The sequence below is a fragment of the Synechococcus sp. Cruz-7E5 genome, assembly GCF_024345995.1.
Lineage (GTDB): Bacteria > Cyanobacteriota > Cyanobacteriia > PCC-6307 > Cyanobiaceae > Regnicoccus_A.
The window spans coordinates 13,163-38,264 of record NZ_JAGQCE010000016.1 but is presented as its reverse complement, the minus strand read 5'-3'; the positions used below and the strand labels follow the sequence as shown (position 1 = coordinate 38,264).

At 59.7% G+C, this 25,102-nt stretch carries 23 protein-coding genes; all 23 read left to right on the top strand.

The window, feature by feature from the left end:
- Positions 1 to 186: 186 nt before the first annotated feature.
- The 23 genes from KBY77_RS14235 to KBY77_RS14135 all read left to right on the top strand — a co-directional run bounded on the left by KBY77_RS14235 (position 187) and on the right by KBY77_RS14135 (position 24,977).
- A complete protein-coding gene (locus tag KBY77_RS14235) occupies positions 187 to 2,097 on the top strand; it encodes an ABC transporter ATP-binding protein (RefSeq protein WP_255105822.1) in 1,911 nt (636 codons plus the stop codon).
- A 94-nt stretch (positions 2,098 to 2,191) separates the two neighbouring features.
- Complete coding sequence (locus KBY77_RS16820; RefSeq protein WP_399212950.1) at positions 2,192 to 2,341, top strand: FitA-like ribbon-helix-helix domain-containing protein; 150 nt, start codon at positions 2,192 to 2,194, stop codon at positions 2,339 to 2,341.
- Positions 2,342 to 3,708: 1,367 nt separating this feature from the next.
- A complete protein-coding gene (locus KBY77_RS14230) occupies positions 3,709 to 4,818 on the top strand; it encodes a glycosyltransferase family 2 protein (RefSeq protein ID WP_255105820.1) in 1,110 nt (369 codons plus the stop codon).
- Positions 4,815 to 5,636, top strand: coding sequence for a class I SAM-dependent methyltransferase (locus tag KBY77_RS14225; RefSeq protein ID WP_315856492.1), 822 nt, complete (start codon positions 4,815 to 4,817; stop codon positions 5,634 to 5,636). Before KBY77_RS14230 ends, KBY77_RS14225 begins: the two co-directional genes overlap by 4 nt.
- 161 nt (positions 5,637 to 5,797) lie before the next feature.
- Positions 5,798 to 6,595, top strand: a complete 798-nt coding sequence (locus tag KBY77_RS14220) for a glycosyltransferase family 2 protein (protein WP_255105818.1) — start codon at positions 5,798 to 5,800, stop codon at positions 6,593 to 6,595.
- 1,083 nt (positions 6,596 to 7,678) lie between these two features.
- A complete protein-coding gene (locus KBY77_RS14215; protein WP_399212947.1) occupies positions 7,679 to 8,842 on the top strand; it encodes a glycosyltransferase in 1,164 nt (387 codons plus the stop codon).
- A complete protein-coding gene (locus tag KBY77_RS14210; RefSeq protein WP_255105814.1) occupies positions 8,839 to 9,111 on the top strand; it encodes a Uma2 family endonuclease in 273 nt (90 codons plus the stop codon). Before KBY77_RS14215 ends, KBY77_RS14210 begins: the two co-directional genes overlap by 4 nt.
- Positions 9,101 to 9,511, top strand: a complete 411-nt coding sequence (locus tag KBY77_RS14205) for a Uma2 family endonuclease (protein ID WP_255105812.1) — start codon at positions 9,101 to 9,103, stop codon at positions 9,509 to 9,511. Before KBY77_RS14210 ends, KBY77_RS14205 begins: the two co-directional genes overlap by 11 nt.
- A gap of 559 nt (positions 9,512 to 10,070) precedes the next feature.
- The gene (locus KBY77_RS14200; RefSeq protein ID WP_255105810.1) at positions 10,071 to 10,703 is read left to right on the top strand and encodes a Uma2 family endonuclease; all 633 of its coding nucleotides are present in this window, start codon (positions 10,071 to 10,073) and stop codon (positions 10,701 to 10,703) included.
- A 2-nt stretch (positions 10,704 to 10,705) separates the two neighbouring features.
- Positions 10,706 to 10,951 (top strand): hypothetical protein, encoded by a 246-nt coding sequence (locus KBY77_RS14195; protein ID WP_255105807.1) that lies wholly within the window; start codon positions 10,706 to 10,708, stop codon positions 10,949 to 10,951.
- A 10-nt stretch (positions 10,952 to 10,961) separates the two neighbouring features.
- Positions 10,962 to 11,198 carry a hypothetical protein gene (locus tag KBY77_RS14190; protein WP_255105805.1) on the top strand — a complete coding sequence of 79 codons (237 nt, stop codon included), beginning with the start codon at positions 10,962 to 10,964 and terminating at the stop codon, positions 11,196 to 11,198.
- 395 nt (positions 11,199 to 11,593) lie between these two features.
- A complete protein-coding gene (locus KBY77_RS14185) occupies positions 11,594 to 12,478 on the top strand; it encodes a glycosyltransferase (protein WP_255105803.1) in 885 nt (294 codons plus the stop codon).
- A gap of 10 nt (positions 12,479 to 12,488) precedes the next feature.
- Positions 12,489 to 13,775 carry a glycosyltransferase gene (locus KBY77_RS14180; RefSeq protein WP_255105801.1) on the top strand — a complete coding sequence of 429 codons (1,287 nt, stop codon included), beginning with the start codon at positions 12,489 to 12,491 and terminating at the stop codon, positions 13,773 to 13,775.
- 128 nt (positions 13,776 to 13,903) lie between these two features.
- Positions 13,904 to 14,863 carry a glycosyltransferase family 2 protein gene (locus KBY77_RS14175; RefSeq protein ID WP_255105799.1) on the top strand — a complete coding sequence of 320 codons (960 nt, stop codon included), beginning with the start codon at positions 13,904 to 13,906 and terminating at the stop codon, positions 14,861 to 14,863.
- 1,078 nt (positions 14,864 to 15,941) lie between these two features.
- Positions 15,942 to 17,078 (top strand): glycosyltransferase, encoded by a 1,137-nt coding sequence (locus KBY77_RS14170; protein WP_255105798.1) that lies wholly within the window; start codon positions 15,942 to 15,944, stop codon positions 17,076 to 17,078.
- A 308-nt stretch (positions 17,079 to 17,386) separates the two neighbouring features.
- On the top strand, positions 17,387 to 18,481 hold the full coding sequence (locus KBY77_RS14165) for a glycosyltransferase (RefSeq protein WP_255105796.1): 1,095 nt from the start codon (positions 17,387 to 17,389) through the stop codon (positions 18,479 to 18,481).
- A gap of 5 nt (positions 18,482 to 18,486) precedes the next feature.
- Complete coding sequence (locus tag KBY77_RS14160) at positions 18,487 to 19,623, top strand: glycosyltransferase family 4 protein (RefSeq protein ID WP_255105794.1); 1,137 nt, start codon at positions 18,487 to 18,489, stop codon at positions 19,621 to 19,623.
- Between the two features lie 288 nt (positions 19,624 to 19,911).
- Positions 19,912 to 20,448 (top strand): AAA family ATPase, encoded by a 537-nt coding sequence (locus tag KBY77_RS14155; protein ID WP_315856493.1) that lies wholly within the window; start codon positions 19,912 to 19,914, stop codon positions 20,446 to 20,448.
- Positions 20,393 to 20,728 (top strand): DUF4143 domain-containing protein, encoded by a 336-nt coding sequence (locus KBY77_RS14150; RefSeq protein ID WP_255105792.1) that lies wholly within the window; start codon positions 20,393 to 20,395, stop codon positions 20,726 to 20,728. The genes KBY77_RS14155 and KBY77_RS14150 overlap by 56 nt, the downstream gene beginning before the upstream one ends.
- A gap of 189 nt (positions 20,729 to 20,917) precedes the next feature.
- A complete protein-coding gene (locus tag KBY77_RS16665) occupies positions 20,918 to 22,126 on the top strand; it encodes a glycosyltransferase family 4 protein (protein ID WP_255105789.1) in 1,209 nt (402 codons plus the stop codon).
- Between the two features lie 462 nt (positions 22,127 to 22,588).
- Complete coding sequence (locus KBY77_RS16815; protein WP_399212960.1) at positions 22,589 to 22,951, top strand: exostosin family protein; 363 nt, start codon at positions 22,589 to 22,591, stop codon at positions 22,949 to 22,951.
- The gene (locus tag KBY77_RS14140; protein WP_255105787.1) at positions 22,948 to 23,814 is read left to right on the top strand and encodes an FkbM family methyltransferase; all 867 of its coding nucleotides are present in this window, start codon (positions 22,948 to 22,950) and stop codon (positions 23,812 to 23,814) included. The genes KBY77_RS16815 and KBY77_RS14140 overlap by 4 nt, the downstream gene beginning before the upstream one ends.
- Positions 23,811 to 24,977, top strand: coding sequence for a glycosyltransferase family 4 protein (locus KBY77_RS14135; protein ID WP_255105786.1), 1,167 nt, complete (start codon positions 23,811 to 23,813; stop codon positions 24,975 to 24,977). The genes KBY77_RS14140 and KBY77_RS14135 overlap by 4 nt, the downstream gene beginning before the upstream one ends.
- The last annotated feature ends 125 nt before the right edge of the window (positions 24,978 to 25,102 follow it).

Genomic DNA, 25,102 nt, shown 5'->3' with positions numbered 1-25,102 from the left:
GTGCTGCTGCGGCAACGTCATGGCCTGAAGGTGCCAGACCCGATCATCCTGGCGACAGCCACCGACTCGATGGCGCCATCCTCTTGCCATGACTTATGGCTGGACATCATCGAGATCTTGCAGGGCTGATCAACCCCACACTGAATTCCTACCCACAATGAATTCCTATTGCACCTTCAGCCCTCCTTGAGCCACCGCCTGGTCCCACGGCTGGTACGCCGTCTGACGCGCCCCCTGGTGGGGGCCTTCCTCGATCCGCGGCCCGCATCTCGGTTGATCCGCGCCACGGCACGGCAACAGTGGAAGCTGCTGGCCTTCAATCTGGCCACCAGCCTGGGGGGAGCGCTCACTGAGGGGGTCACGCTGGCGGTGATCTTTCTGGCGGTGGAACTGCTCTCAAAGCCCACCGCGGTGAACTGGGCCAGCAACCCGCTAACCAGCCGCTTTCCGCCGCTTGTGGAACTGATGGGTGGGCTGCCACTTACGCCCCTGTTTCTGCTGCTCCTGGCGGTGGCGGTGCTGATGCAGGCCACCCAGGGGCTGATGAGCTATGGGAGCGCCGTGAGCCTGGGGGATTTCTCGGCCCGCTGCCGCAGCTCGATCACCGCTCTGATCCACAGCCAGATTCTCGGCTTCAGCTATGCGTGCGCCAGCCGCTATCGGGTGGGGGACCTGCTCCAGCACACGAGCACTGGACCAGAGGCGGTGCAACGACAGATCCAGCAGTCGGGTCAGCTGTTGATTCAGGTTCTGTTGATCGGCGTCTACGCGGCGGTGCTGGTGAGCCTTTCGCCCTGGCTGGTGCTGGTGGCGATCGGCCTGGCGGTGGCCTTGGCGCTGGTTCAGCGCGTGTTGCTGCCTCGCATCAGGCGGGGTTCGGTGCGTCTCACCCAGATCGGAGTGGAGATCTCAAGCCGGGTCACCGAAGACATCCAGGGGTTGCGGCTGTTGCACAGCAGCGGCCAGCTGGATGCGGCTGATCAGGCGTTGCGGGCGCGCATGGGCGAGCTTGAAATCGTGCTGCGGCGCCAGAACCGTCTGGAGCAGGTGGTGGGGCCGCTCTCAGGCTTTCTGCCGATCGCGGCGATCGCCGTGATCGGTGCGGTGAGCCTGCTGGCGTTTGGCAGCCGCAGCACTGGGGTTCTGCCCAGCCTGGTGACGTTCGTGCTGGCGTTGCAGCGGTTCAACGTGAGGCTTGGAGGCATTGCGGGCATCTTCAACACGCTCACCATCAACTCTGCCGACATCGATCGGCTAAACGAGATCCTCAGCCCCGACGACAAAGACTTCCGCCGACGAGGCGGAGTTCCGTTTCACGGGCTGCAGCGTGACATTCGCTTCGAAGCGGTGGGACTGCGCTACAGCCCGGACCTGGACCCCGCCTTGACGGAAATCGAGCTGACGATTCCGAAGGGCCAAACCGTGGCTCTGGTGGGGGCGAGCGGCGCGGGCAAGAGTTCGATCGCTGATCTGCTGGTGGGGCTTTATGCACCCACCAACGGCAGGATCCTGATCGATGGCACCGATCTGGCGGAACTGGATCTGGCCAGCTGGCAACAGCGGCTGGGGGTGGTGAGCCAGGACACGTTCCTGTTCAACGCCTCGCTAGCCGCCAATATCGCCTTCGGTTGCCCAGGGGCCAGACCGGCGGCGATCGAGGCGGCGGCAGCGAAGGCCCAGGCGTCCGGCTTCATCGAGGCCTTGCCGGATGGCTATGCCACCCTCGTGGGTGAACGGGGCTACCGGCTCAGTGGCGGGCAGCGGCAGCGCCTCTCGCTGGCCCGGGCGATTCTGCGCCAGCCGGAAATGCTGATCCTTGATGAGGCCACCAGCGCCCTCGACAGCCAGAGCGAGCGGCTGGTGCAGCAGGCGATCGAGCGGTTCGAGCGGCAGTGCACGGTGCTGGTGATCGCCCACCGGCTGAGCACGATCGTGACTGCCGATCAGATCTGCGTGCTGGATCAGGGGCGGATCGTGGAACGCGGCCGCCATGGCGAGCTGCTTGAAAGGGACGGTCTTTATGCCCACCTTTGGCAACTGCAGGCCAGCCATGACAAGGAGGCTCAGAACTCGTCCTTGACCTCCCTGCCGGCTTGAGGCATGGTTCAGATCACCGTAAGCATCCAGCAGACCCCGGGGGCGGTATCACTGTGATATCGCCGGTGAAGGTACCATCCTGCGATCACTCAGCTTGCGGGGAATTCCTGAAGACAACTACGAAGGCTTGCGACAAGTGGCTGCACGCAATCACAGCAGCATGCAGGAGCAGGTGCGGTTGATCATCGAGCGTGTGATCAGCGATCTGCGCGCCGCCCGCCACTGCGACTGCCCCACCCAGTGAATCCCTGGATCATTCCGCCCACCCTGAGGTTCAGGTGTACAGAGAACCCCTAACCCCTGGACGCAGCTTCGCTTGTGATCGCTCCGGAGCTGATGCTCGCTGAGGCTGAGCAGATCTGCCGCCACTGCAAGCTGCTGGCCAGCTCCGACACCTCCAGGCACATGGCCCCGACTGAACCTCGGTGCCCAGGATTGTCCAGGGATCGGGGCTGCCGCCCATGCAGGCGCAGAGATTCCCACGGCATTGTTGTTGCTTCGACAAGTGTGGGCGTTGAGATCGAGGATGTAGGAATGCAGCCGGTGCATGTGACCGTTGCCGGCCACGATCAAGTGGTAGACCCCGGTAGGAAGGTAGACGTTCTATGAGCTGGCGGCACGGGGCTGACGCTCGGTCGGTTTGGTGGGGAGGCGCGGCTGCTGAAGGTAGGACTCAAATCGCCGAGCCTTCATGAATGGGTTCTGTAAGTATCAGAAACAAACTCGGACTTGATGATCAATCTCGCGGCGTTCAGACGGATCTGACCGTGTAAATTGACACGACTATGCCATTCGAGCTATGGTTCATAGCAGAATTTAGCCTTAGAGGGTCCTCTCCATTCTGGAGTTTCACTGCTGTACGGCACGAAGTTCAATGTTGGACAGCCTTTGTGAAGGACCGCTGGCCGTAGACGAGGTCAGGCTGAGGGTGTCGACACCGTGCTGATTGAGAGCCTCTGGTTCAGCAGCGGCTTGGATGTGTTGAATGTCCGGACGGGTTAACTATATCATTAACTCAGGCTGAATCAGGTGGCGGCTGGGGTGGGGAGTTTCTCATATTTTCTGGTTTTGGCACCTGTAGACACGCTTTGCGCATGTGTTCTGAGTTGCTCTATGAACGGGCCCCTTGCGCCAAACCAATCTCTATCTAGCCACGTCCAAGCTCTCGTGGCTGACTTGGGTCGACTTCAATGGTGACAAAGTGTGGATTGCCCTACTAGGTAAGCCGATGGTGCGCTTGGTGCCGAGTGCCCTCTAGCGGCGAATTGGCGGAAGGGTTAGTCGCAATCGGACTGTATACAGATGGATAGAGCGTTTCAACACGCCCTCGATTAGGTCATGGTTTGTCTGCTGAACGTGAGGGCAGGTTCGCATTCGTGTTTGCTAGACACCCACCTGCTTCTGTGGTGGGTGCGCAATGATGATCACCACCGCCCCGAGCTTGACCAGCAGCTAGCTGATGGAGATTCTTCATTTGGTGTGCATTGCCAATTTACTTCATCACTCCTTTGCGCTCCGCTGACACGGCCGGCCTGCCGCAACGTCTCAGCGATCCGTTCGACAGTCTCCTGATTGCTGAGTGACTTTTCTTGGGTATTGTCTGCTAAGCGCATGACGGGCATTTCTGTCCTGCCGCGCAGTAACCGAACACCTGGCAAGCCTTCACAAGGAATGGTTGCACCACCTTGCATGCTGATCGAATTCCTGATTCCTGCTTACATGAGAAAGGACGGTGCAGCGACAGCTGCCCGCTCCATTATCAAGCAGGCAAACGGACTTCCCGTTGGCTCGATTGGGGTTTGGATCCAAGACGACTGCTCATTGAATATTAGTGATAGCTATTATCAGGAATTGTTGTCAGAGCTCCAGTCGCCATCTTCTGTTGTTGTAACAATTACCAGAAATGCTAGCAATATGGGAATGTCAAAAAATATTCTTGATATGGCCGAGAAGACTCGCGCACAGTATTGGGCCGTTCTTACTGATGATGATTATTTGGAGGAAGGATCTCTGGTTCCTCTGCTGAATGTAGTTGGTGCAGCAAGCGTGATCGAATGCCCTCTCCTGTTCACGCCAAGGTATAGCTATCTGGAGTCCGGTGAGTTGCATTGTGTTGAGTGCGCGCCATTTCCCGAGTATCCTTCAGTTATCCCATCGGGAGCATTGAGTGCCCTAAGGTACTGCAGGAATGGTTTCATTCTTACAGGCATGATTATTAGCTCCAATTGCGACTTTTCTGCCTGGAAGATTTTTTCGGATAATGCCTTTTTCCCTGTGATCAACTTTGGAGCTGCTTTGATCAGCTCGCCATGTTTGGTTGTTGATCGGCCGTGGTTTCATCATACTGTCCTAAATTCTGTTTATTGGCAATCTTGGGGGGGCAGTAGGTTTGCTCAAGATATGAGACTATTGGCGGACTATCTTAAGGCTCAGGATGTTGTTTTGAATTTGGCTCTTCGTGCCTCCGTATTGTCCGACAAGGCTTTACGCTTGTGGGTTGAGTATTTTAAGATCCGATATGCTTATTTGGTTCATGCCAGGAATTTGGTTGGTTTTCGTGCTGCTCTTTCCCTAGGCTTTGATCCTGATTTGTCCTATGTCCAACTTTTGTCTTTATTGGCTGCCTGTCAGATAGTTGATTCCTCCAGGCGGCTTCGAGCGCGAGCATTGCGCATCTTCTTTGCATTTATCACTCTATTAAATCCTCGCAGATCAACGTGAACTCAACTTCATACTTCAAGTCTCAATCAGTGAGGCATCAGTCTAAGCTTGCCATCAGGCTTCATGCCATCTTAGACCGTCTACTCACTCGGGCTGGGTTATCGTCTGTTGATCATTCTGCAGAGCTTCCCCCGGATTGCTTTGATACACCCCACCTCAAGTGTTGGTTTGATGATTTAACTTTCCAACAATGTTATCAATCTTCGATAACTGCGGCTGGTTCTGACTACCGAATTCCTTGGAGGGTTCACCAACTCCTTTGGTGTCTGAATGCCACTGAGCATCTCGATGGAGATTTGGTTGAGCTGGGTACGGGCAAAGGATTCATGATGGCTGCTGCTGCTAGCTATTTTCAGCAAACCGGTGATCCTAGATTAATTCACCTTTTCGATCTTTTTCGTAAGCCTGACTTTTCTGGCGAAGGACTGCTTGATCTATCCAAGTATTATGCTTCTACCCCGAATGATGTCATGCAGGCGTTTTCTCGTTATTCAAATGTTTGCTTTCATGTTGGCGATGTCCGCCAAACGCTGCCCTCTGGCGCACCTGACAAGATCAGCTTTCTGCACGTTGATCTTAACAACTGGCGATTAGAGATTGACTGCATGCGCTTCTTGATGCCGAGAATGCAGCAGGGATCTGTGATCCTTCTTGATGACTTCGCCAATCGTGGATTTGACGAAGCTTTTGATCAACATACTATGTTTTTTCGAGATCTTGGCTTGTCTATTCTCACAACTCCTGCCGGCCAAGGAATTGTTGCTCCGCTTCGCGATACGAATTGTTTGAAGAATCTTTCTAGCGCTGCATTCGAGTGAATTCATCCATGGCTGGCTTCCCAACCCCAGTTCTCCTAATCGCTTGGCGACGCCCTAATACCACCCGGATGGTGATCGACGCTATCCGAGAGGCAGCGCCGTCATGCCTTTTCGTGGCATGCGATGGACCGAATCCAGATCGGCCTGAGGAAGCGCAGAAGGTGTCCGCCACCCGTGACTTGATCGTTGGTTCGATCGATTGGCCCTGCGAAGTGAAGATGCTCTATAGCGAGATGAACCAGGGCTGCCGGGTGGGCGTCAACCGTGCCATCAGTTGGTTCTTCGAGCATGTGGAGGAGGGCATCATCCTGGAGGACGACTGCGTTCCCCATCCCGACTTCTTCCCCTATTGCGCCGAGCTCCTCGAGCGCTACCGCGACGATCAGCGGATCTGGTGCATCAGCGGCAACAACTTCCAGGATGGCCAGTGGCGTGGCGATGGCAGTTACTACTTCGGTCGCATCCCCTTGATCTGGGGTTGGGCCAGCTGGCGCCGTTGCTGGCAGCACTATGACGTCGACCTACAGCGTTGGCCGGCCCTGCGGGACTCAGGGCTGTTGGAGACAATCTTCGAGGATCCGCTTGAGCGGCAGTTCTGGCGCGATATCTGGGAGCACCTCTGCAGCGAGGGTGTGCCGGATACCTGGGACTACCAATGGACCCTCACCTGTCTCCGCAACGGCGGTCTCACTTCCCTTCCTAACCGCAATCTGGTGAGCAACGTCGGCTTCGGCGCCGACGCCACCCATACTACCGTCGAGCGAGACCCCACGGCTATTGCTGAAGGGCTGGGCGAGCTGGTACACCCCTCGTTTGTGCTTCGCGATGCCGCCGCCGATCGCTACACCTTCGACCATCACTTCGGCGGGGCCTCCATGCGCCGAAGCCGCGAACTTGTGCCACGAATCAAGGCTCGGCTGCGCTTTCACGGACGCCAGCTGCTCCGCTCCCAGCAATAATTGATCCCAGTCTTTACAGCCTCACTGCCTCAGAACGGATGACCATTGATCAGATGCTGAGCGCTGTGGGCCCATACCCCAGCCTTGAGCAGATCTGGCTGCTGATGGATCAGGCCTGGCAGGAGTGAGGATGCGATGACCGCCGGCCCGATGAGCGGCGGTACGCCCGCTTCTCCAACCATCCGATCTGGCTGCTCATCGGTATGTTCATCTAGCAGCACAATGTTTCGATGGACATCGGCGCACGATCACTGCGGATCACTGCGGCCATGGCGGCACTTTCGCCTGACAGGGTGGTGGACTTCAGCGGTGGATTTGGCACACTTTGGCGTCTGGTGGCGTCCGTCCATCCTGTCATGAGCTGAGGTTCAGATCTGCGACCCCTATCCAACCCGCCACGACGTTGAGAGCTGCCGACCCTATGCCAACATTCGGTTTTCGCCCCAGATCCTTTTCCAGCACTACGCCCCATTGGTGAGCATCGATGTGTTGGACACGTTCCTGACATCCTCGCCTTGCTAGCCGGATGGTGGAGGCAGTGCGGCCCGGCGGACACCTGTTGATCGCCAATTGCGTCTACCCAATGATCCAGTGCCACATACCCCCCACCTTTCACCTGCGCTATAATCTCGATCGCTTCTGCGTTGAACTTGGCTTGGAGAGTCTTGGCGGATGTGATGGGAGCCACACCACCCGCTATCGATACAGTCAGATAAAGATCCCAAATTGGCCGCGACTGCGCACCTTGGAGTGGAGATCCAAGTCACTGATCCCATGGTGGCAGTTGCGCCAACACCATCTCAGCCCTGGGCAGCATCGGATGAGCGTGTCGATCCTCGATCCGCATGATTACCCCCGAAAGGCGGCCAAACGGCTTGCTTTGTTCCTTTGACCGTTCTTCATGTTAACGCCTCCGATATCGGTGGGGGCGCCGCACGTGCCGCCTACCGCATTCACCGCTGCCTTGTTGAGTTTGGAGGCTCCGATGGAATCCGCTCCAGGCTCCGCGCTATCACCCAGCTCAGCGATGATCCAACAGTGATCGGAGGGTTGCCAGCTTCTCAAGCTCGCCTCTGGCGCCGTTTGCAACCCCGACTCAACAGAATCGCGCGCAGCAGTTTCCAGACGGGCAACCCCACCCTGCACTCAATTGCCTGGCCCGACACTGGCCTGGGTCGGGAGCTCCAGACCTGGCGCCGCCAGGGAGTGAATCTGCTCCATCTCCACTGGCTGGGCGATGCCACTCTCTCGATCGAGGAAATCGGTTGCCTGCTCCAGCCCCTGGTCTGGACCCTCCACGACCAGTGGGCCTTCTGTGGAGCAGAGCACTACACCAATCCGCCTGGGCCTGGCGAAACCGCTCGCCGCGAGGATCGTTTCGCGCTCGGCTACACGCCCGTAAGCCGCCCACCCCATGAATCCGGGCCCGACCTCAACCGCAACACCTGGCTACGCAAGCACCGCGCCTGGCGCCGGCCGATGCAGATCGTGTGCCCCAGCACCTGGCTGGCGGACTGTGCCCGTCGCAGTGCACTGATGGGCAGCTGGCCGATCACGGTGATCCCCAATCCCATCGATCTGAAGACCTGGGCGCCGGTTGACCAGATTCAGGCCCGGATCCTGCTGGGCCTTCCTCTTGAGCCGCCCCTTGTGCTGTTCGGTGCTATCGGCGGCACCGCCGATCCCCGCAAGGGGGCTGATCTGCTGCTGGAGGCTCTGGAGCGATTGCACGCACAGATGGCCGGTACGCCAATGGCTGCTCTTCAGCTGGTGGTGTTCGGCCAGAGCAGTCCGCAGTCGCCGCCTGCTCTGGGCTTCTCCATTCACTACGTTGGACGTCTCCATGACGACCTCAGCCTGCGCCTGGTCTATGCCGCCGCTGATGTGTTCGTGATTCCCTCTCGCCAGGACAACCTGCCCAACACCGCCCTGGAAGCCCACGCCTGTGGCACGCCCGTGGTTGCCTTCCGCACCGGTGGGTTGCCCGACATCGTGGATGACCGGGTAACTGGTGTTCTGGCGGAATGTTTTAATCCCGATTCCCTTGCCGGCGCCATCCGCTGGGTGCTTGAGGATCCCCATCGTCGCCGCCAGCTCGCTGTGGCTGCCCGAGCACGGGCCGAGCGGATCTGGAATCCGGCGCGGGTGGCCGGGATGTACGCGGAGGTTTACGGACAGGCGATGGCAACGAAGTCGTCCACGACCGGCATGACTATCGTTTCTCATTCAGGTCAAGTACAGCCATGACGCTCGCTGCCGGCCCAGTGATTGCAGCATCCACAGCCCCGATGGATGCCCTTGCGCCGCTGCGCCTGCCGGCTGAACTGCGGCTCACGCCCGAGCAGTTTGCCCTTGTGTGCGCCGAAAACTGTGAGGCGGCGGTGCTGGAGCTGGCGGCCGATGGCCAGCTGATCCAGATGTCCCCCACCGGCAGCGAGACAGGAGCCCGCAAATCCCGCCTGGTCATGCGCCCTGCTGCTGTGGGCCGATCAGCATGGCGCATGGATGGTGTTTGACAGCTCATCCGGCTTCCGCCTGCCCGATGGCTCCGTGCTCAGCCCCGATGCTTCCATGGTGCAGCTAGAGCGCTGGGAGTCACTTACCCCCATGCAGCGTCTTGGCTTCGCGCCCGTCTGCCCCGAGCAGGTGGTGGAGCTGGCCAGCCCCAGTGAAGGGGGGCCGCCCTGCGCCACAGGATGGCAACGTATCGGCCGACGCGGTGCCATCCTGGGCTGGTTGCTGCTGCCCCATGAGCAGGCTGTGGAGGTCTTTTATGCCCGCGTTGAGCCACAGCACCTGGAAAAGCTTGAGGTCCAGGAGGCCGGCGCAGAATTCCCTGGTCTGCGGCTGGAGCCGCCTATTCGTCCCTGCCCGATGATGCGCAGGCTGAGCATGAAGCACTGGAAGCGGCCTTGAGGCAACTGGAGCTCAGCACCGGCCGCACTGAACAGGCTCTCGATTGCCATCAACAGCTGGGTCGTCCGTCTGGAAACCGTCTTTGAGCTGTCGCTGCGTTGCCCTTTCGGCATGACCATTCTTCTGCCGGAAGCTGATGCCGGTGCTGATCCCCCCTCCTGAGGATTAGCTGCTTCGATGGAGGCTCTGCCCAGAAGGGACCTATGGGCTGCCCGATCCTCTGCGCTGGCTGGATCCGCTGATGTGGTTTCTGGGTAGCTCAGCTCCTACTGGGCCAGGTGCGGGTTGCCTCTCTGCGCTGCGTGCGTCGCCTTGGCGCCGTTGCTGGAAAGTACCGTCGTGCGCGAGGGGTTTTCTGCTGGAGCTCCTGGGCTACTCAGCCCCCCTTCGCAGCTGTGTTCTAGCCATTCGCCGCTCACTCCAGAAACTGGGTGCCGCTGTGCACTCGTGGTGGCCATTCCCACCGGCGGCCTGGCCGACATCGTTGATGACCCCATTACCGGCGCTGAAGCCACGTGGGTCAGCGTCGCTAAAGTGATAACAGCTTTGGCATGCGGCGATGACCATCACCACCAGCCCAGCTATCCCCGTCTCATTTGATGCCTTGGCGCCGCTGCGGTTCCCCAGTGATCTGCGGCTCACGCCCGAGCAGTTCGAACAGGTGTGTGCCGAAAACAGTGAAGCTGTGCTGGAACTCTCAGCCGGTGGCCAGCTGATCAAGATGACGCCTACAGGTGGTGAAGCAGGCTCCCGGAATGCCGAATTGCTTCTGCAGCTCAAGCTCTTCGCCAGGAGCCACAGCGGATGGAAGGTGTTCGACAGCTCCACGGGGTTTCGCTTGCCTGACGGGTCTGTCCTCAGCCCTGATGGCGCGTTGGTTGGTTTGCAGCGCTGGGAGGCCCTCAACGCTCACGAGCGGCGGAGCTTTCCGCCCCTTTGCCCGGACCTGGTGGTGGAGCTTGCCAGCCTCAGCGACGAAGGACCACGGGGTGTGTCCGCTCTTCGCCGCAAGATGGCTCTCTACCAATCCAATGGAGCCCGCGTCGGTTGGTTGCTGATGCCTGCGGAACAGGCCGTGGAGGTGTGGCCAGCCCACGGTGACCCCCAGCGGATCGAGCAGACCTGCATGCTGGAAGCCGCCCTCGAATTCCCCGGGCTGCGGCTGGAGTTGGCTGACATCTGGGCGGGTTGAGGATGCCCGGGGAAGCACAGTTCATCAGACAATCTGAATGCGCTGCACAAGCTGCCGGAAATAATTCTGAGACCAGTTCTCCAGCGGCTGCGGCCACGATCGATCGGCTGCTGGCACTGGCCCGGGTCGGCCAGCATCGCCGCCGTCGTTCCCGCATCGTCACCGGAGTGCGCAGGCGCACCACGGTGCGCCCATTCAATGGCTGGAAGGGCGTCAAGCCCGGCTGGTACTGCTTCGCAGCCGGCTGACGTCTAAGAGATGGATTTGGTGGCCCACTGCGGTGGGCGCATGGAGGACCCGTTCCTGTGGACGCCGGTGCTCACCGATGTGGCCAGCGGCTGGAGCGAATGTGCGCCGCTGCCCAGCCGTGATGGCCTGCTGGTGAGCTCAGCGTTGCAGGAGCTGCAGAAGCTGATACCGATGCCTCTGCGCGGCATCGACGTGGACATCGACACCGCATTCATGAACGAGGAGTTCGAGCGCTGGTGCCCCTAGGCTCGCAGCAACCAGACCGTTCTGATCAAGGGAACGGAGTGCGGGAACCGGCCAGAGTGGCGGGTCGCCCATGCCGAACAGGTAGTGGGCCAGCAGATGGGGGCGATCGGGGACCAGGAGAACAGCCAGCTCAACAGAAAAAGGAAGAAACAACCGTTGAGGCGTTGATTAGACGGTTAACATATGAAATGAGCAACCCGCTGGAGCGGGCACTGAGGGTCGCTGAAGCTATGGGTAATCGAGAAGGATTTTGTGTTCCTGGGGGGCAGTGATGGCGGCGTCCTCCGTTGTGAATGAGCAATTTCTTGAGCCGGGTGTCACTCTGGCTGGCATTCCCCTGGCTTGTGTGGTGAATAGAGGTATGGAGTGGGCCGTATCCCAAACTGAAGTGTGAGATGACCGATTTTCCTCTTTTTACAATAGTTATTCCTACGCTCAATCAGGGAGAGTTCATCGAGCAGGCTCTGGACTCCGTTCTCTCTCAGCAATATCCCCACCTACGTCTCATTGTTCGTGATGGGGGTAGTACGGATGCCACGCTGGCTGTTCTGTCTCGCTATGAACGCCACCTTGCGGGTTGGAGTTCGGCTCCCGATCGAGGGCCCTGGTCAGTTGTTCAGGAGGTTGCCAGCAGTGCAGAAGATGGGTGGTTCAACTGGCTCAATTCTGACGACTTTCTATTGCCCGGCTCCCTGTCGGCACTTGCCGAGCTGATCCACGCCTGCCCCGAGGTCCGATGGATCAGTGGTGCTCGGCTGGACGTTGATCGGGATGGACGGCCTCTCCGATCCATTTGCCCTTGGCTTCAAAGTCCAGCTGGCTTGGCTTTTGGAATGCCCTTTCTACCGCAAGATGCCACGTTCTTTCGCCTTGATCTTTTTCAGCAGGCAGCATGCTTAGTGCCTGCTAACCTTGGTTGCATCTTTGATACGATTCTGCATAGAGTTGCCTGGAAAATCGAGCCGCCACTGCTTACCACCTGTGTTTTTTCGGCCATGCGCTGGCATGGTCAACAGCTCACTTCGTCCAGTCCTTGGCGCAACTCTGAGTATGAGCGTCTGGATGTTATAGCTTCGCAGGAGAAGCTGTCGCCTGTTCAGCGCCTGCTGAAACGATTGTCCTGTACTCGCTTCAATCCGGAGATCTCCGCGCTGCTGAACGCAATGATCTCCCGAGGTTGTTTTGGTACTTCCGATATAAAGGCTTGTGCATACTGGCCTTGGCATTTGGAGCTGAAGTATTGCTCGGTGGCTGAAGCTTATGCGCATTATCGACTTTGATAATACAGGCATGCGCCTTCTCCATGTCAGCAACGACCTTTATCCCCGCGTCACCGGCGGCACCGAGATCTTCATTCACCAGCTGATCGAAGCTCAGCAGCAGCTCAACCCCACCCCAAGCATTCTGTGGACGGCCCATGAGGCGTCACTGCCAGCCGGTGATCATGCGCCCCATGCAGCGATGGCCCCCGAGCAGCGCCTGCTCCCAGCGATTGTTCCAGGCAGCAGGCAGCAGCAGGTGGCATCCACCGCGTCATCCATTCCTGGTTTCACCGAGCTGCTGAACACGTTCCGTCCTGATGTAGTTCATCTGCATTCTTTCAGCGATCGTTGTGGTCTCAGCCATGCCCGCGCCGTCAAGGCAGCTGGTGCGCGGTTGGTGGTCACAGTGCATGCCCCGGGCTTCAGTTGCATCAAAGGCAACCTGATCGATGCCAGCGGTGCCATCTGTGATGGGGTGCTGCGGGAGCGGCGCTGTACCCGCTGCCGTCTGCACAACGGCGGTCTGCCCCGTTGGCTGGCTGCGGCCGTGGCACTGCAAAAGGGATGGCCGCTGGATGGGGAAGCCTCAGGTTCGCTGGCCCATGTGCTCACAGCTCGTCAGCTCACCGCTGCCTTCCAGCAGGCCTGGCTGGAGCTGGCCCACCTGGCCGATGCCATCCATGTGTTGGCGGCGTGGAGCCGCGATGTGCTCGTGCGCCAGGGCATCCCTGATGAAAAGGTCCATCTGATCCGCACGGCCGGCCCGCTGCCGTTGCCGCCGCGACAGCGCATGCCGATGCATGACGGCGTGCTCCGCCTAGTTTACTGGGGCCGCTGCCATCCGGTGAAGGGTTTGCACCTGGTGATCGAAGCGATCCGCCGGCTGCCTGCCAATGCCCCGATCCAGCTGGATTTCTATGGCCCTTACTGGGAGAGTGACTACGGCCAGGAGCTGCTGGAGCGCATCACCGGCGACCATCGCTTCAGGCTGATGGGCAACCGGCTCAAGGATCAGCTGTTGCCGCTGCTGCAGGGCTACGACCTGGCGGTGGTGCCCTCCACCTGGCTCGAAACGGGTCCACTCACGGTGCTGGAGGCCTTCGCGGCGGGGTTGCCTGTTGCTGGCAGTGATCTCGGTGGGATCAAGGAATTGCTGGAGGGGGTGCCTGGGTGCTTTCTCCTGCCGCTGGAAGTTGAGGCGTGGTCCTCGTGCTTGGGTGCTTTGTTAGATAACGCGGCTCATTTGTTGACGTCGGCCCCGCCACTGCGACAGTTCGAGGCTTTGGCATCTGAGCTCAACACTGTCTACGCATGAGGGCTCGGGTTTCAGAACTGCCGGCATCGATGTAATGCATCTTGCCATTTTACGACGCTGAACTTTGGCGATCTGAATTTTGTTGTGCTTTATCCAATGCAATGGCTTTTCAGGGCAGATGACGTTCCATGATCAATGCCTTGATTGAGCCGTTAGTCGAGGTGCGTATCCCTACGTACCGACGCCCCGAGATGCTAATCGATGCACTGCAATCACTCTTGCGCCAAACTCATCAACGCTGGTTAGCTATTGTATTTGATGACTCGCCTGACTGTGAGGCCAAGGGTATTGTTCGCTCATTGGATGATCCGAGAATCTCTTATGCTTCCAACAGGACCAGGCTAGGCGCTGCTGGCAATATTAACCAATGTTTTAATCCATCTCCATTGTGCCATGAGGCCTCCTACTTTTTCTGCTTGGAGGACGACAACCTGATTCAGCCTCAATTTATCGAGCTGAATATAGTTGCACTTCGGGAGTCTGGTTGCGCTGTAATGATGCGCAATCAGCGCATCTTTGCTCGGCGTTCTAGTGGGCATGTAGTTGTTGATGGTACCACTCTTGGGCCATGGTTCTCTGTAACTGGTGTTTATTCCAGCTTGGAGCTTTGTGCGCGGACATTCTTTTATACTGGCGTCTCTAATGGTGCTTTGTTTTGGTCGCGCACTTCCCGATCAGTGCTGTACGATCGTTTCAGTGTGACGGATCCGTCTCTTCAGGAATATGTGCGATGCTGGGGTTTGAGCGAAGATATCTATATTGATCTTGCTCCTCAGGCTCTCTACCATCTTCCTGAGCAGCCCACTGATCGCCACTATACGACTGATAAAAGCTTTTCCAGGGGAATTCAGTCTGCGCATAGGGCTCTTGTAAGAACATATGGTGCTCGTCTTGTGTGCGAAGTTGTGAAGCTTGGTCGACTCTATGGGCAAGAGCAACAGTCTTATCGAGGGCTTTCTAACCTTGCCAGTTTTCGTGTAAGTTGGTTGATTGTTCGCTGTGGCGGTAGAATCATATTGAAGGCTTTTCTGAGGGGATTAATTAAGCGAGTATTTATTGCAAGTCCATTGCGCCTCTATCCGGATTAAGGGATTTTGGAATGTACCGCCTTTGTTTGTCGAATGCTATACGTTGACTTGTTGGTTTCTTGCTTGCGTCCACGCAGTTGTTGCTTGTGCTACGGATTTCTTGCCTTGTGGCAATAGTATTAAGCTGATGTCCATTTTGAATTCATTATTCTTGTAGCGACGTATTACCTGATCTCTGGATCTGCGACCATTGTTCGGTTCGCTGTGGATTAGTTGTAAGTGCGTTTTATTTGTCAGAATGTCTGTTGTTGGCATTCGTATGTGCTGAATGATTCTGATCTGTGCAGAGGTGTATGTAAGCTTCTCAGTGAAGCCTTATGGCTGATGGAATTCTTCGCCTGAGGTCCTCCTCGTTGCTTGGTTTGCCACAAAGTGCTCTAGTCTAAGCTGGAACAGTTCATTGCCTCACCGTAACCGCGCAGAGGCTGATTTCCTTGTTGTTCTAGGCGTGGATCCTGGCCCCTGGTCCTACCGAATCTTCGCTTGATCTCGCTCGCCACTTGTGTCCTCGTTAGATTCAACCTACGTGTGTTGAGGCTTCTAGAGGCTGGCATGCACTGTGTATCGGCCGTGAACTTTGTGCAGGTTCCACTATTCCCGAGCTTGCTCTGGACATTGAATGGAACTTGGACTTTATGACTGAGTTTAGTGAGCGTAATTCAGATTCAGGTGATGTTCTCAAGTATTTATCGTAGGCACTTGAGTGTAAGTTCTATTTTAGCATCACGATTCTCATAGAATTGCAGAATCCGACTTGCCAGCGCATATGATTCTGAGAACCATATTTATTTGTTCGGCTGAGGGCCTGGACATGGCCGCTTGTAACTGCGGGCGATTTCCAGCTTCGCCACGACATGTTTCCTGTTCATGTGCCTAGTGCCAGCGTCCTGGAAGAGTATTTTTTCAGATTTGCTCCGAAAGTCTATGCATTTTCTGATCAACTCCGGCAGCTTGCGTCTTCATCGCGTGCTGGTCGCCACATTGATGCTCTGTATCGCCAACCTCACTTCATTCAAGGCATAACTAGTCCATGGTTTCTTGATTGGGTCACTGGATCAACTGAGGTCGTAGTTTCTGGATGTTGATCGTTTTATCTTCCTTGGTGGCAGAAGGTTGCCCCCAGCTCGCTTTGCAGCTCACGCGTTATTTGCAGCAGAAGGGCCTCCACGTGGAGCTGATGGTGCTCACACGCCAACCGCTGGATCTGCTGCCGGAGTTTGAAGCCCTGGGGGTTGCGATCCACTGGCTCGCCCTGGGCGGCGGGCTGGGCCGCTACCCGTGCCTGGCCTGGCACACCTATCGGCTTTGTCGACGTCTGAGGCCCAGTGCCGTGCTCAGCTTTCCACTCGGCTGGCATGCATTCATCGCCATTGGCGCACGCAGTGCCGGCGTGCGGCGCGTCTGCGCCCATGTGGGCAATCTGCCTCCGGTGTGGACCGGCTCTGCCTTTCGCAAGTTCAAGCTGCTGGTGCAGCTGGGCCGTCCATTCACCCACCGCCTGCTCTGCTGCTCCGACTACATCCGCCACGCCACCTGCCGCGATTTCGGGGTGAGCCTTTGCGAAACCCGCACTGTCTACAACGCCTGCGATCTGGAACGTCTGACCACTTGCTGCCCGGTTTCAGCTGCCGGCCGGCCTTGGCCTCGCCACCAACCGCCGCAGCTGTCGATGGTGGCTCGGCTGGAGCAGCACAAAGATCAGCCCACCCTGATCCGCGCCATGGCCCTGCTGCGCGATCAGGGCCAGCCGCTGCAGCTCTGGCTGATTGGCGAGGGATCCTCTCGCCCGGATCTGGAGGCACTGATCGCCGCGCTGGATCTGGTAGGCAGCGTGCAGCTGCTCGGCAGCCGCCGGGACATCCCCCAGCTGCTTGCGGCCACAGATCTGTTCGTGTTCTCCGCTCGGCCCGATGAAGGCTTCGGCATCGCTCTGGCAGAAGCAATGGCGGCCGGCGTACCGATCGTGGCTACTGATGTAGGCGCCTGCCATGAGGTGCTCGAGGGTGGCCGACTCGGTCGATTGGTGCCTCCGCAGGATCCAGAGGCGCTGGCTGAGGGCATCCGCGAGGTGCTCACCGACCCCGAGACTGCCGCCCGGCACGCCTGGCTGGCGCGTCAACGCGCGCTCAGAGATTTCTCTGTGGAATCCATGGCCGTAGCATATGGGCGTGAGCTGGGCCTGGATGGTGGCAGGGCGCCAAGCCTCCCTCGTTAGCCTGCTGCTGTTCCCGTCGCTCCCATCCTTCTCCTCTGGGAGCCCTGCGCCTGAGCCGCTGTACCAGCTGGCTGGCCAAGGCACGAAATGATCTGGCGCTGGGTGCGGCGGCTGGAGGCTGCAATTTTTGATGGTTCCGCATTTGCGCGCTTGCCCCTGAAATCGCTCAGCAGCATGTCCATCACGTCGTGATACCCGATCGATGCCACACCACCTTCGGAACCTTTTGACACCACCGATGCCGAGCAGGCCATCGGCGGGGTCGACGTGACCGTCTTGATGGCGAATCGCGCTCGCGGAGGCCTTTGATGCTTGTGTTGCATGTGCTCAAGGGTCTGCATGCCGCCGGCATCGAAGCCCTGGCCCTTCAGCTCATCGCCCACAGCCCAGCCGGGGTTCACAGCGAACTGCTCAATGTTGACGGGAGGCAGCAGCAGCTTGCAGGAGCCTTTGAGACACTGCTGCAGTCCGGCCAGCTCCAGGCCCTGCACCAGTGGAGCCGCTGCGATCGGCTGTGGCTGGCCTGGCGCAGTTATCGGCTTTGCCGCCGCCGCCGGCCCGATGCTCTGCTGATCTACCCCTGCAACCGGCCGATGCTCTGGTTGGCTCTGGGCGCGCGCCTGGCCGGGGTGCGGCGGGTGGCTGTGACAGTGCAGAACACAGCGCCTCCAGACCCCACGGGTCTCCGGCGCTGGCAGCTGCTGCTGCGCTGGTTCCAGCGCCTCGGAGTGCTGGTGGTGCCCTGCACCCGGGCGATCGCGACCTCCCTGCAGCCCCTGCCCCGCGGCATGTGCCTCGGCGCCGTGATCCCCAATGGATGTGACAGCCCCATGATCGCGGAACGCGCCGCCGCCGTCCGGGCCCGCCGTCCGCCTGGCGATGACCGCCGCCTGCTGATGGTGGCCCGGCTTGATCCGATCAAAGACCAGGCCACCCTGCTGCGGGCCTTTGCGGTGGCCCGCCTGGCGGGCTGGCAGTTGCATCTGGTGGGCGACGGAGAAGACCGCACCCGCCTGGAGACGCTGGCATTGGAGCAGGGTCTCGATCCAGCCCAGGTGTTTCTCGGCCGCCGCGCCGACATCCCTGAACTGCTCGGCTTGGCCGATTTGTTCGCCTTCTCCACTACTGCCGCTGAAGGCTTTGGCATCGCTCTAATTGAAGCCATGGCTGCCGGGCTGCCCGTACTTGCCAGCGACGTGCCTGCCTGCCGCGAAGTGCTGCAGGACGGAGCTGGCGGTGAGCTGCTGCCAGCGGGGGATGTGCCGGCCTGGAGCCAGCGGCTGACACAGCTGCTGGCCTCAGAGCCTGAGCGCCAGCAGTTGGCGCAGCGGGCTCTGGCCCTGGCTCCTCAGTACGACATCCGCCACTGCGCGAAGCGCTGGTACGAACTCTTGGTGTCCTGATGGACATGTCACCAGCGCTCAGCCGCTATCTCCTCTGCAACGGCGACGCCAACGACCTTGCCACCTGGAGCAGCACCCCTTACTTCCTACTGCAGGCCGGCCAGCGCAGCGGGCTGCTGGCCGGAGGCCTGGCCCTGCAGCCCGAGCGGCTGCGCCGGCGGCGGCGGCTCTGGAACCTGGCCCAATGGCTGCGCTGCGGCAGGCCCGGCGGCTTTCAGTACAGCCGCAGTTTCACCCGTGTCCTGCTGGCCGAAGCCCAGCTGCCGCCCGATCAACCACTGGCGCTGCTTAGCCACTTCCCACTGCTGCCGCCCTGCCCATGGCCAGAAGCCTGGCGCGTGGAGTTCTACATCGATGCCACCACCCGCCAGGTGCTGGACGACTACGGCAGTGGCAGCCGCATCGCCCCGGCCTTCCAGCGCCAGGTGCTGGAGCGCGAACGCCAGGCTTATCAGGCCGCTGGTTCTGTGATCGCCATGAGCCAGTGGGCTGCGGATTCGGTTATCTCCGACTACGGCATCTACCCGGCCAAGGTGGATGTTGTTCCGGGCGGCGCCAACCTCGATGAGACCCAGTTGGCGTTGCACTCCCCTGTCGCGACGCCACCGTTTCCTTCTTTGGAGCATCCTTTGCGCCTGGGCTTTCTGGGCAAGGATTGGCAGCGCAAGGGCGGACCCTTTCTGCTGGAGGTCTGTGAAGCGTTAGCTGCAAAGGGCCTCCCGGCGGTGGTCCGAGCCATCGGGCCCCAGCTGGATGCCCTTCCGCGCCATCCCGCCCTGCAGCCTCTGGGTTTCATCAACAAACAGGCCGAGACACGGCGTTTTGCCGAGGAGCTGCGCAGCTGGCACTTCGGCACCCTCTTCTCCAGCGCCGAGGCCTTCGGGATCTCCAACCGCGAGTGCCTGCGACTAGGCATCCCTGTGCTGGCCCATGCTGTGGGCGGCATCCCCTCCACCCTGGCCGATGGGGGCTGCGGCCAGCTGTTTACGCCCCATCCTTCGGCCGCCGAGGTTGCGGCCTGGGTCGCCAAGCGGCTCACCCCCTATGAGGGCTATCTGAACTGGCGCGCGGCACTGGCTCTCCGCTGGCGGGAGTTCACATGGGAGGCGGCGGTGGAGCAGCTGGAGGGGATTCTGTGCTGAAGGGATTCAACACCTTCAGTCCGGGTTACGGAGCCGTGGCAGCAATCATCAGGTCGGTGCCGATGGGCAGTTGATTGCCATGCCCCTTACTGATCTTCCACCTTCTGAAGCACCACCTGATCGCCCACCAGCCGAAACTGCGGCTCACAGCTTGGCTGCAAGCCCGCTTGTTTAGGCCTGGCAGAGATCAGCGCCGTCCCAGCTTGCCGCTGCAGATGACAATTTGAGAAGAAAGCTTGTCGCCCTGGACGACAACCCCTCAGCTGCTGCTGCGCCAGAAGCTGGAGGATCGCCTCTCCATGCCCCCGCCCCCAGCCGGGAGGGCCCCGAACCTGTCTGTTACTCGATGAAGTGCAGGAGATTCCCGGCTGGGATGGCTTTTTACGCCGGCTGATCGACAGCGAGCCGCTCGACGTGGTGGTGAGCGGATGTTCGGCTCCGATGATCTCAGCGGCAATCGCCACCAGCCTGCGGGGCCTGGCGCTTGAGGCGATTGTGTGGCCCTTCAGCTTCTGGGAGGCCCTGCGCCACGTTGGCCTCGAACCCAGCGGCGACTCCTCCATCTGGACCAGTGCCGACCGCTCCCAGCTGCAGCATCAACTGGAGCGCTACCTGCTCAAAGAAGCCTTCCCGGAAGCCCAGGGGCTGGATGAGCGCAGCTCTCCCCCTCTGCTGCTCAGCTATGTCGACAGCACGGTGCGGCAGCTCCTTAACCATGCGGGTGTTGCCTTCTGCATCAATCGCCTGCACCAGTCCATACGTTCCCGGTTTGATCTCCCCCCTCTACGAGTTCAGCGGCCGCGGCAACCTGGGCCACGCCCTTGAAAAAGCCGTGATCATGGAGTTGCTTCGCCGCGGTGCGGATCTTGTGTACCTGCGCAGCGAGCAGAGCCGTGAGATAGATGCTCTCGCCATGATGCCCGATGGCCAACAGTGGCTGATTCAGTTCTGCTCCAGCCTGGAGGATCCCGCCGCGCGAATGCGCGCAATCATCTCTCTGACAGAGCTGGCTGCAACTCCTGCCGCCCAGGCCGCCCAACCCCTGCTGATCAGCCTCGATCGCCACCCGCCCGACCTTGGCCACGACGCCGGCGGTTGGCAGTGACGATCGATGCTCGATTGTTTCCTGGACATGTGTGACCGATGCCTGTGGCCTCCCATTCATGGCCTCTTCCATTCCCTACAAGATGGATGGTGAGGTTCGCTATCCCCTGTGCCTGGACGACATCATCCACTCCATACACGTCACAGCATTCGCGATCTTGGCCCCAACGCTTGTTCGGCCTTGAGTGAAGTGGCCCCATTACGTCGTTACGCCGTGCTCCAAGCCGGGGCCCGCATGCACTACGCAGTGCCTGCCCTGCTGGCCCGCAGAGGTGCCCTGGCCGCCTTCTACACCGATCTCCATGGAAGCCACCGGCCGCTGGAGTTGCTGGATCGCCTCTGGCCATCGGGCCGTCAGCCCCCAGCCCTAAGGCGCCTGCTCGGCCGTCGTCTTCCCCCAGATCTTCCTCGGGAGCTCGTGCGCGATCAGCCCGTGGCGAGCCTTACCTGGGCCCGGTCCAGCCAGCACAGCGACGCTCTGCTTGTGCAGCGCGCCTGCCGCAACCGTTTCGGCGGGGCGAATGCCCTTTACACCAACTTCATCAACAACGACCTCGACGCCGTCCGCCAGGCCCGGGAGCTTGGCCTGCATGTGGTTCATGAGCTGATCATCGGGGCGGATGTGGGCCGGGTCTTGCTCGAGGAGCGGCGGCGATTTCCCGGGATCGAACCTGAGGGGGAGAGCGCTGAGGAGGTGGAGGCGGGCATTGAGCGCGATCGTCAGAAGTGGTCCCTCAGCGACCAGGTGTTGGTGCCCTCCACCTATTGCTGGGATTCGTCGGTGATGCTGGGGTGTGATCCCGCCAAGTTGGCCTTGGTTCCCTATGGGATTCCGGAACACTGGTTCAAGCTCACGCCCACCCCCCAGCCAGGACGGATTCTGTTCGTGGGTCAGGTTGGGTTGCGCAAGGGAAGTCATGTGCTGGCCGAGGCCTGCCGCATCCTCCGGGGCCGCGGTGTGCCCTTTGAGTGCCGGGTCGTGGGCCCCCAGCAGGTGGATGTTTCCGATCCCCTCTTCGACGGCCCTATGTACCTCGGCACCGTTGCCCGCAGTGGGGTTGCCGAAGAGTTTCGGCAGGCTGATCTGTTCGTTCTCCCCACCCTGGCCGATAGCTTCGGATTGGTGCATCTTGAGGCGATGGCATGCGGGGTTCCTGTGATCACCACGCCCCACTGCGGTTCGGTTGTACGCGATGGGATCGATGGTTGTCTGGTGCCGATCCGGGACGCCATGGCTCTGGCGGATCGGATGCAGCAGCTCCTGGAGGACAACCGGTTGCGGCAGCGCCTGGGGGCCGCTGCTCGTGAACGGGCCTGGGATTATCGCTGGAGCCGTTATGGCGAGCGCCTGGCCGAGGCGTTGTTACAGCCGGGCAGGATGGCCGGCAGCACTCCATGAACCAGCTCAGACTTTCGATCATCAGCGTGGAGGATTCTTGATCTCAGCGTGCAGCAATCGAGCGTTTGCTTAGGGATTCGCTAGAGACAGGCCTGGTGCTTGTGGAGGAGCCGGAATCCGCCGACATTGTTCTGTTCCTCGATATCACTGAGGCAAATGCCTATCGCTCACTTCGAAGCTCCTCGTTCCGACGATTGAATCCGGATCGATGCTTTATCTACTCGGAGTTGGATAACCCTCCGGTGCTTCTGCATGGAGCTTTAGTTCCTTGCCAAAATGGAAATCCTGGGGTGGTAGATTTGTAGCCTTTGTTTATTCTCTCCTGGCCGATCGCTCCCCCAATCTGCCTCCAGAAGCCATTAGCGTGCTTGATCCGGACAGAAAGAGTTTTCTGCTGAGCTTCATGGGCAAGGCGTCCTGCAGGCTTCGTAAGCGATTGTTCAAGATTCACTTTTCTCATGACTGCTGTATCCTCAAACTGATTTCAGCTATGATCGATGGAATGACGGGTCACAACTTAAGGATCGTAGCCAAGAAAATTTGTTCTGGCATACCCTCACCGCCTCCAATTATGCATTGTGTCCACGCGGTGCTGGTACCTCCAGTGTTCGTCTCTACGAGGCCATGAGTATCGGTATCGCTCCCATCATCGTGTCCGACGGCTGGTCGCCACCTGCTGGACCGGCCTGGAATGAGTTTGCCCTTGTTGTTCCGGCTTGGCCCTTGATCACCACGGCTGAGCGGATCGATCAGTGGATCTGGCAGGTAAAGGCTAGGCTTCACCAGACACTGGTGCAGATGCGGCCTGGCGGCATGAGCCGATGAGTGGATCAGCTGCGAGCGTTTCGCGATGCGTCGATCAGGGTGTGGCGCGGCTTTATCGCTTCGCCCGGGCTCTCAGGAATTATGGCAATCCTCTTTCGCTGGCATGGCAGCTTGGAGTGCTTGACTCGGATCCAATCGAGGTCCGCGATCGATCCACCGGGCTCAGTTTTCTCTGCAGGTCGCGTGCTTTCCAGATGTTCGGAGAGGTTTTTCACCTCCATCTCTACGAAATTCCCTGGGTGCCGATCCGGCCTGGGGATCTTGTCATCGATATCGGCGCCAATCACGGCTTCTACAGCATCTACGCCGCAGCTCAGGGTGCAATCGTGCATGCCTTTGAGCCCCAGCGCGACACGCTGGAACTACTGCGCGAAAATGTTCGCCGCAATCACCTCCAAGACCGAATCGTGATCCATCCCTGCGCGGTGGGAGAACGCAACGGCACCACCCAATTAGCGGTAAGTGCGAACCTGGCCGGTGGCATGAGTAGTATCAATCCCGCCTTCACACACTCCAGCGGTGTTGAGGTGATAGATGCTTATGATGTGGACACCATCACCCTCAGCAGCTTCCTCCAGCAGGAGCAGATTGAGACGGTTCGCTGTCTAAAGCTTGACTGCGAAGGCGCGGAGCTGATGATTCTGGGCTCCCTCCTTCCGGAGCATTGGTCACGCATCGAGTCCCTGGCCGCTGAACTACATCCCGAGGCCTATCCTGCCCACGAGCTCTTCGATCTGATTTGCGCCACCCACCAGTTTCAGATTGGCACGATCGACACAAGGTGCCATTTTGGTGTAGGGAGTGATATTTTTCATTGTGCTCGCACCGCCTTGATCCGGGATTGGTTGATGGACCGTCAGTGATCCTCATCGCCCTCCATCGCGTCGGGCCCTATCACCATGCTCGTCTGCAGTGCCTTGCCGACCGGCTTGAACTGACCGTGCTGGAAACCCGGCCACTGAGTTGCGAGTATCCGTGGGACAGCCTTCCATCCGGCTCCTACACGCTCCATTCACTCCGTGGTGCCACCGACCCGGAAAGTGATCCCCCAACGCTTGATCTCGATCAGCAACTTGCTGAGCTCCTCGATCGCTGCCTACCCGCCGTCATCGTGAGTGTGGGCTGGGCTGACCGTTCCTATCAGAGGCTTGTGATGCAGGCCTGGCGCCGGCGGATTCCGCTGGTGCTGATCAGCGACAGCCGTTGGCGGGATGAACCTCGCCAGCCCTGGAAGGAAGCGATCAAGCGAGGACTGCTGCGGGGCTACAGCGCTGCCTTGGTGGCCGGCAGCGAAAGCCGTGCCTACTTGGGGCTCCTGGGTTTTCCTTCAGAGGCGATCTTCCGGCCCTGGGATGTGGTTGACAACGTCGCTTTCCGCCGGCCGCCAGAACGGCCCAGGGATTCCGGGATACCGCACTTTCTCTGCGTGAGCCGGTTCGTCCCCAAGAAGAACCACATCGGTCTGCTGACGGCCTACGGCGACTACCAGCGCCAGAGCGGGCGCTGGGGACTGCGGCTGATCGGTACTGGTCCGTGCGAGCCTCTGATTCGAGAGGCTGTCGCTTGCCTGCCGGATCCGATCCGTGTGAGCATCGAGCCGTTCCTTCAGCTCCCGGCGTTGGCCGCTGCCTATGGGGCCGCCTCCGCTTTCGTTCTGGCCAGCCATACCGATCAGTGGGGCCTCGTGGTGAATGAGGCGATGGCGGCTGGTCTGCCGGTGATCGTCAGCCGCGGCTGCGGTTGTGCTGTGGATCTGATCGAGGAGGGCAGAACGGGCTGGAGCTTCGATCCCGTCGATCCCGCCGCGCTCACGGCCTGTCTGCATGCCGTGGAGCGGCTGCCGGAGCCTGCCCGCCGGGCCGTCACTGCCGCCGCCACAGAGCGGCTTGAAGACTTCACGCCGGAACGCTTCGCCGACGGCTTGTGGGATGCGGTGGAATGGGCCCGGCGCTATCCACGCCATAGTCGCCGCAGCGCAATCGTGGCGTCACTGCTGAGTCAACGTTGCTTTTCTCCGGCCGCATGATCGACCCCACCCAGCTGACGGCCCTGGAGGTTCTGCTGGTAACTGCTCTGGCCGGTGTCATGGGCTGGGAGGTGTTGCGCTGCTGGTCGTCCCGTGAACCACTCGCTGCCTTCCGACCCACTGTG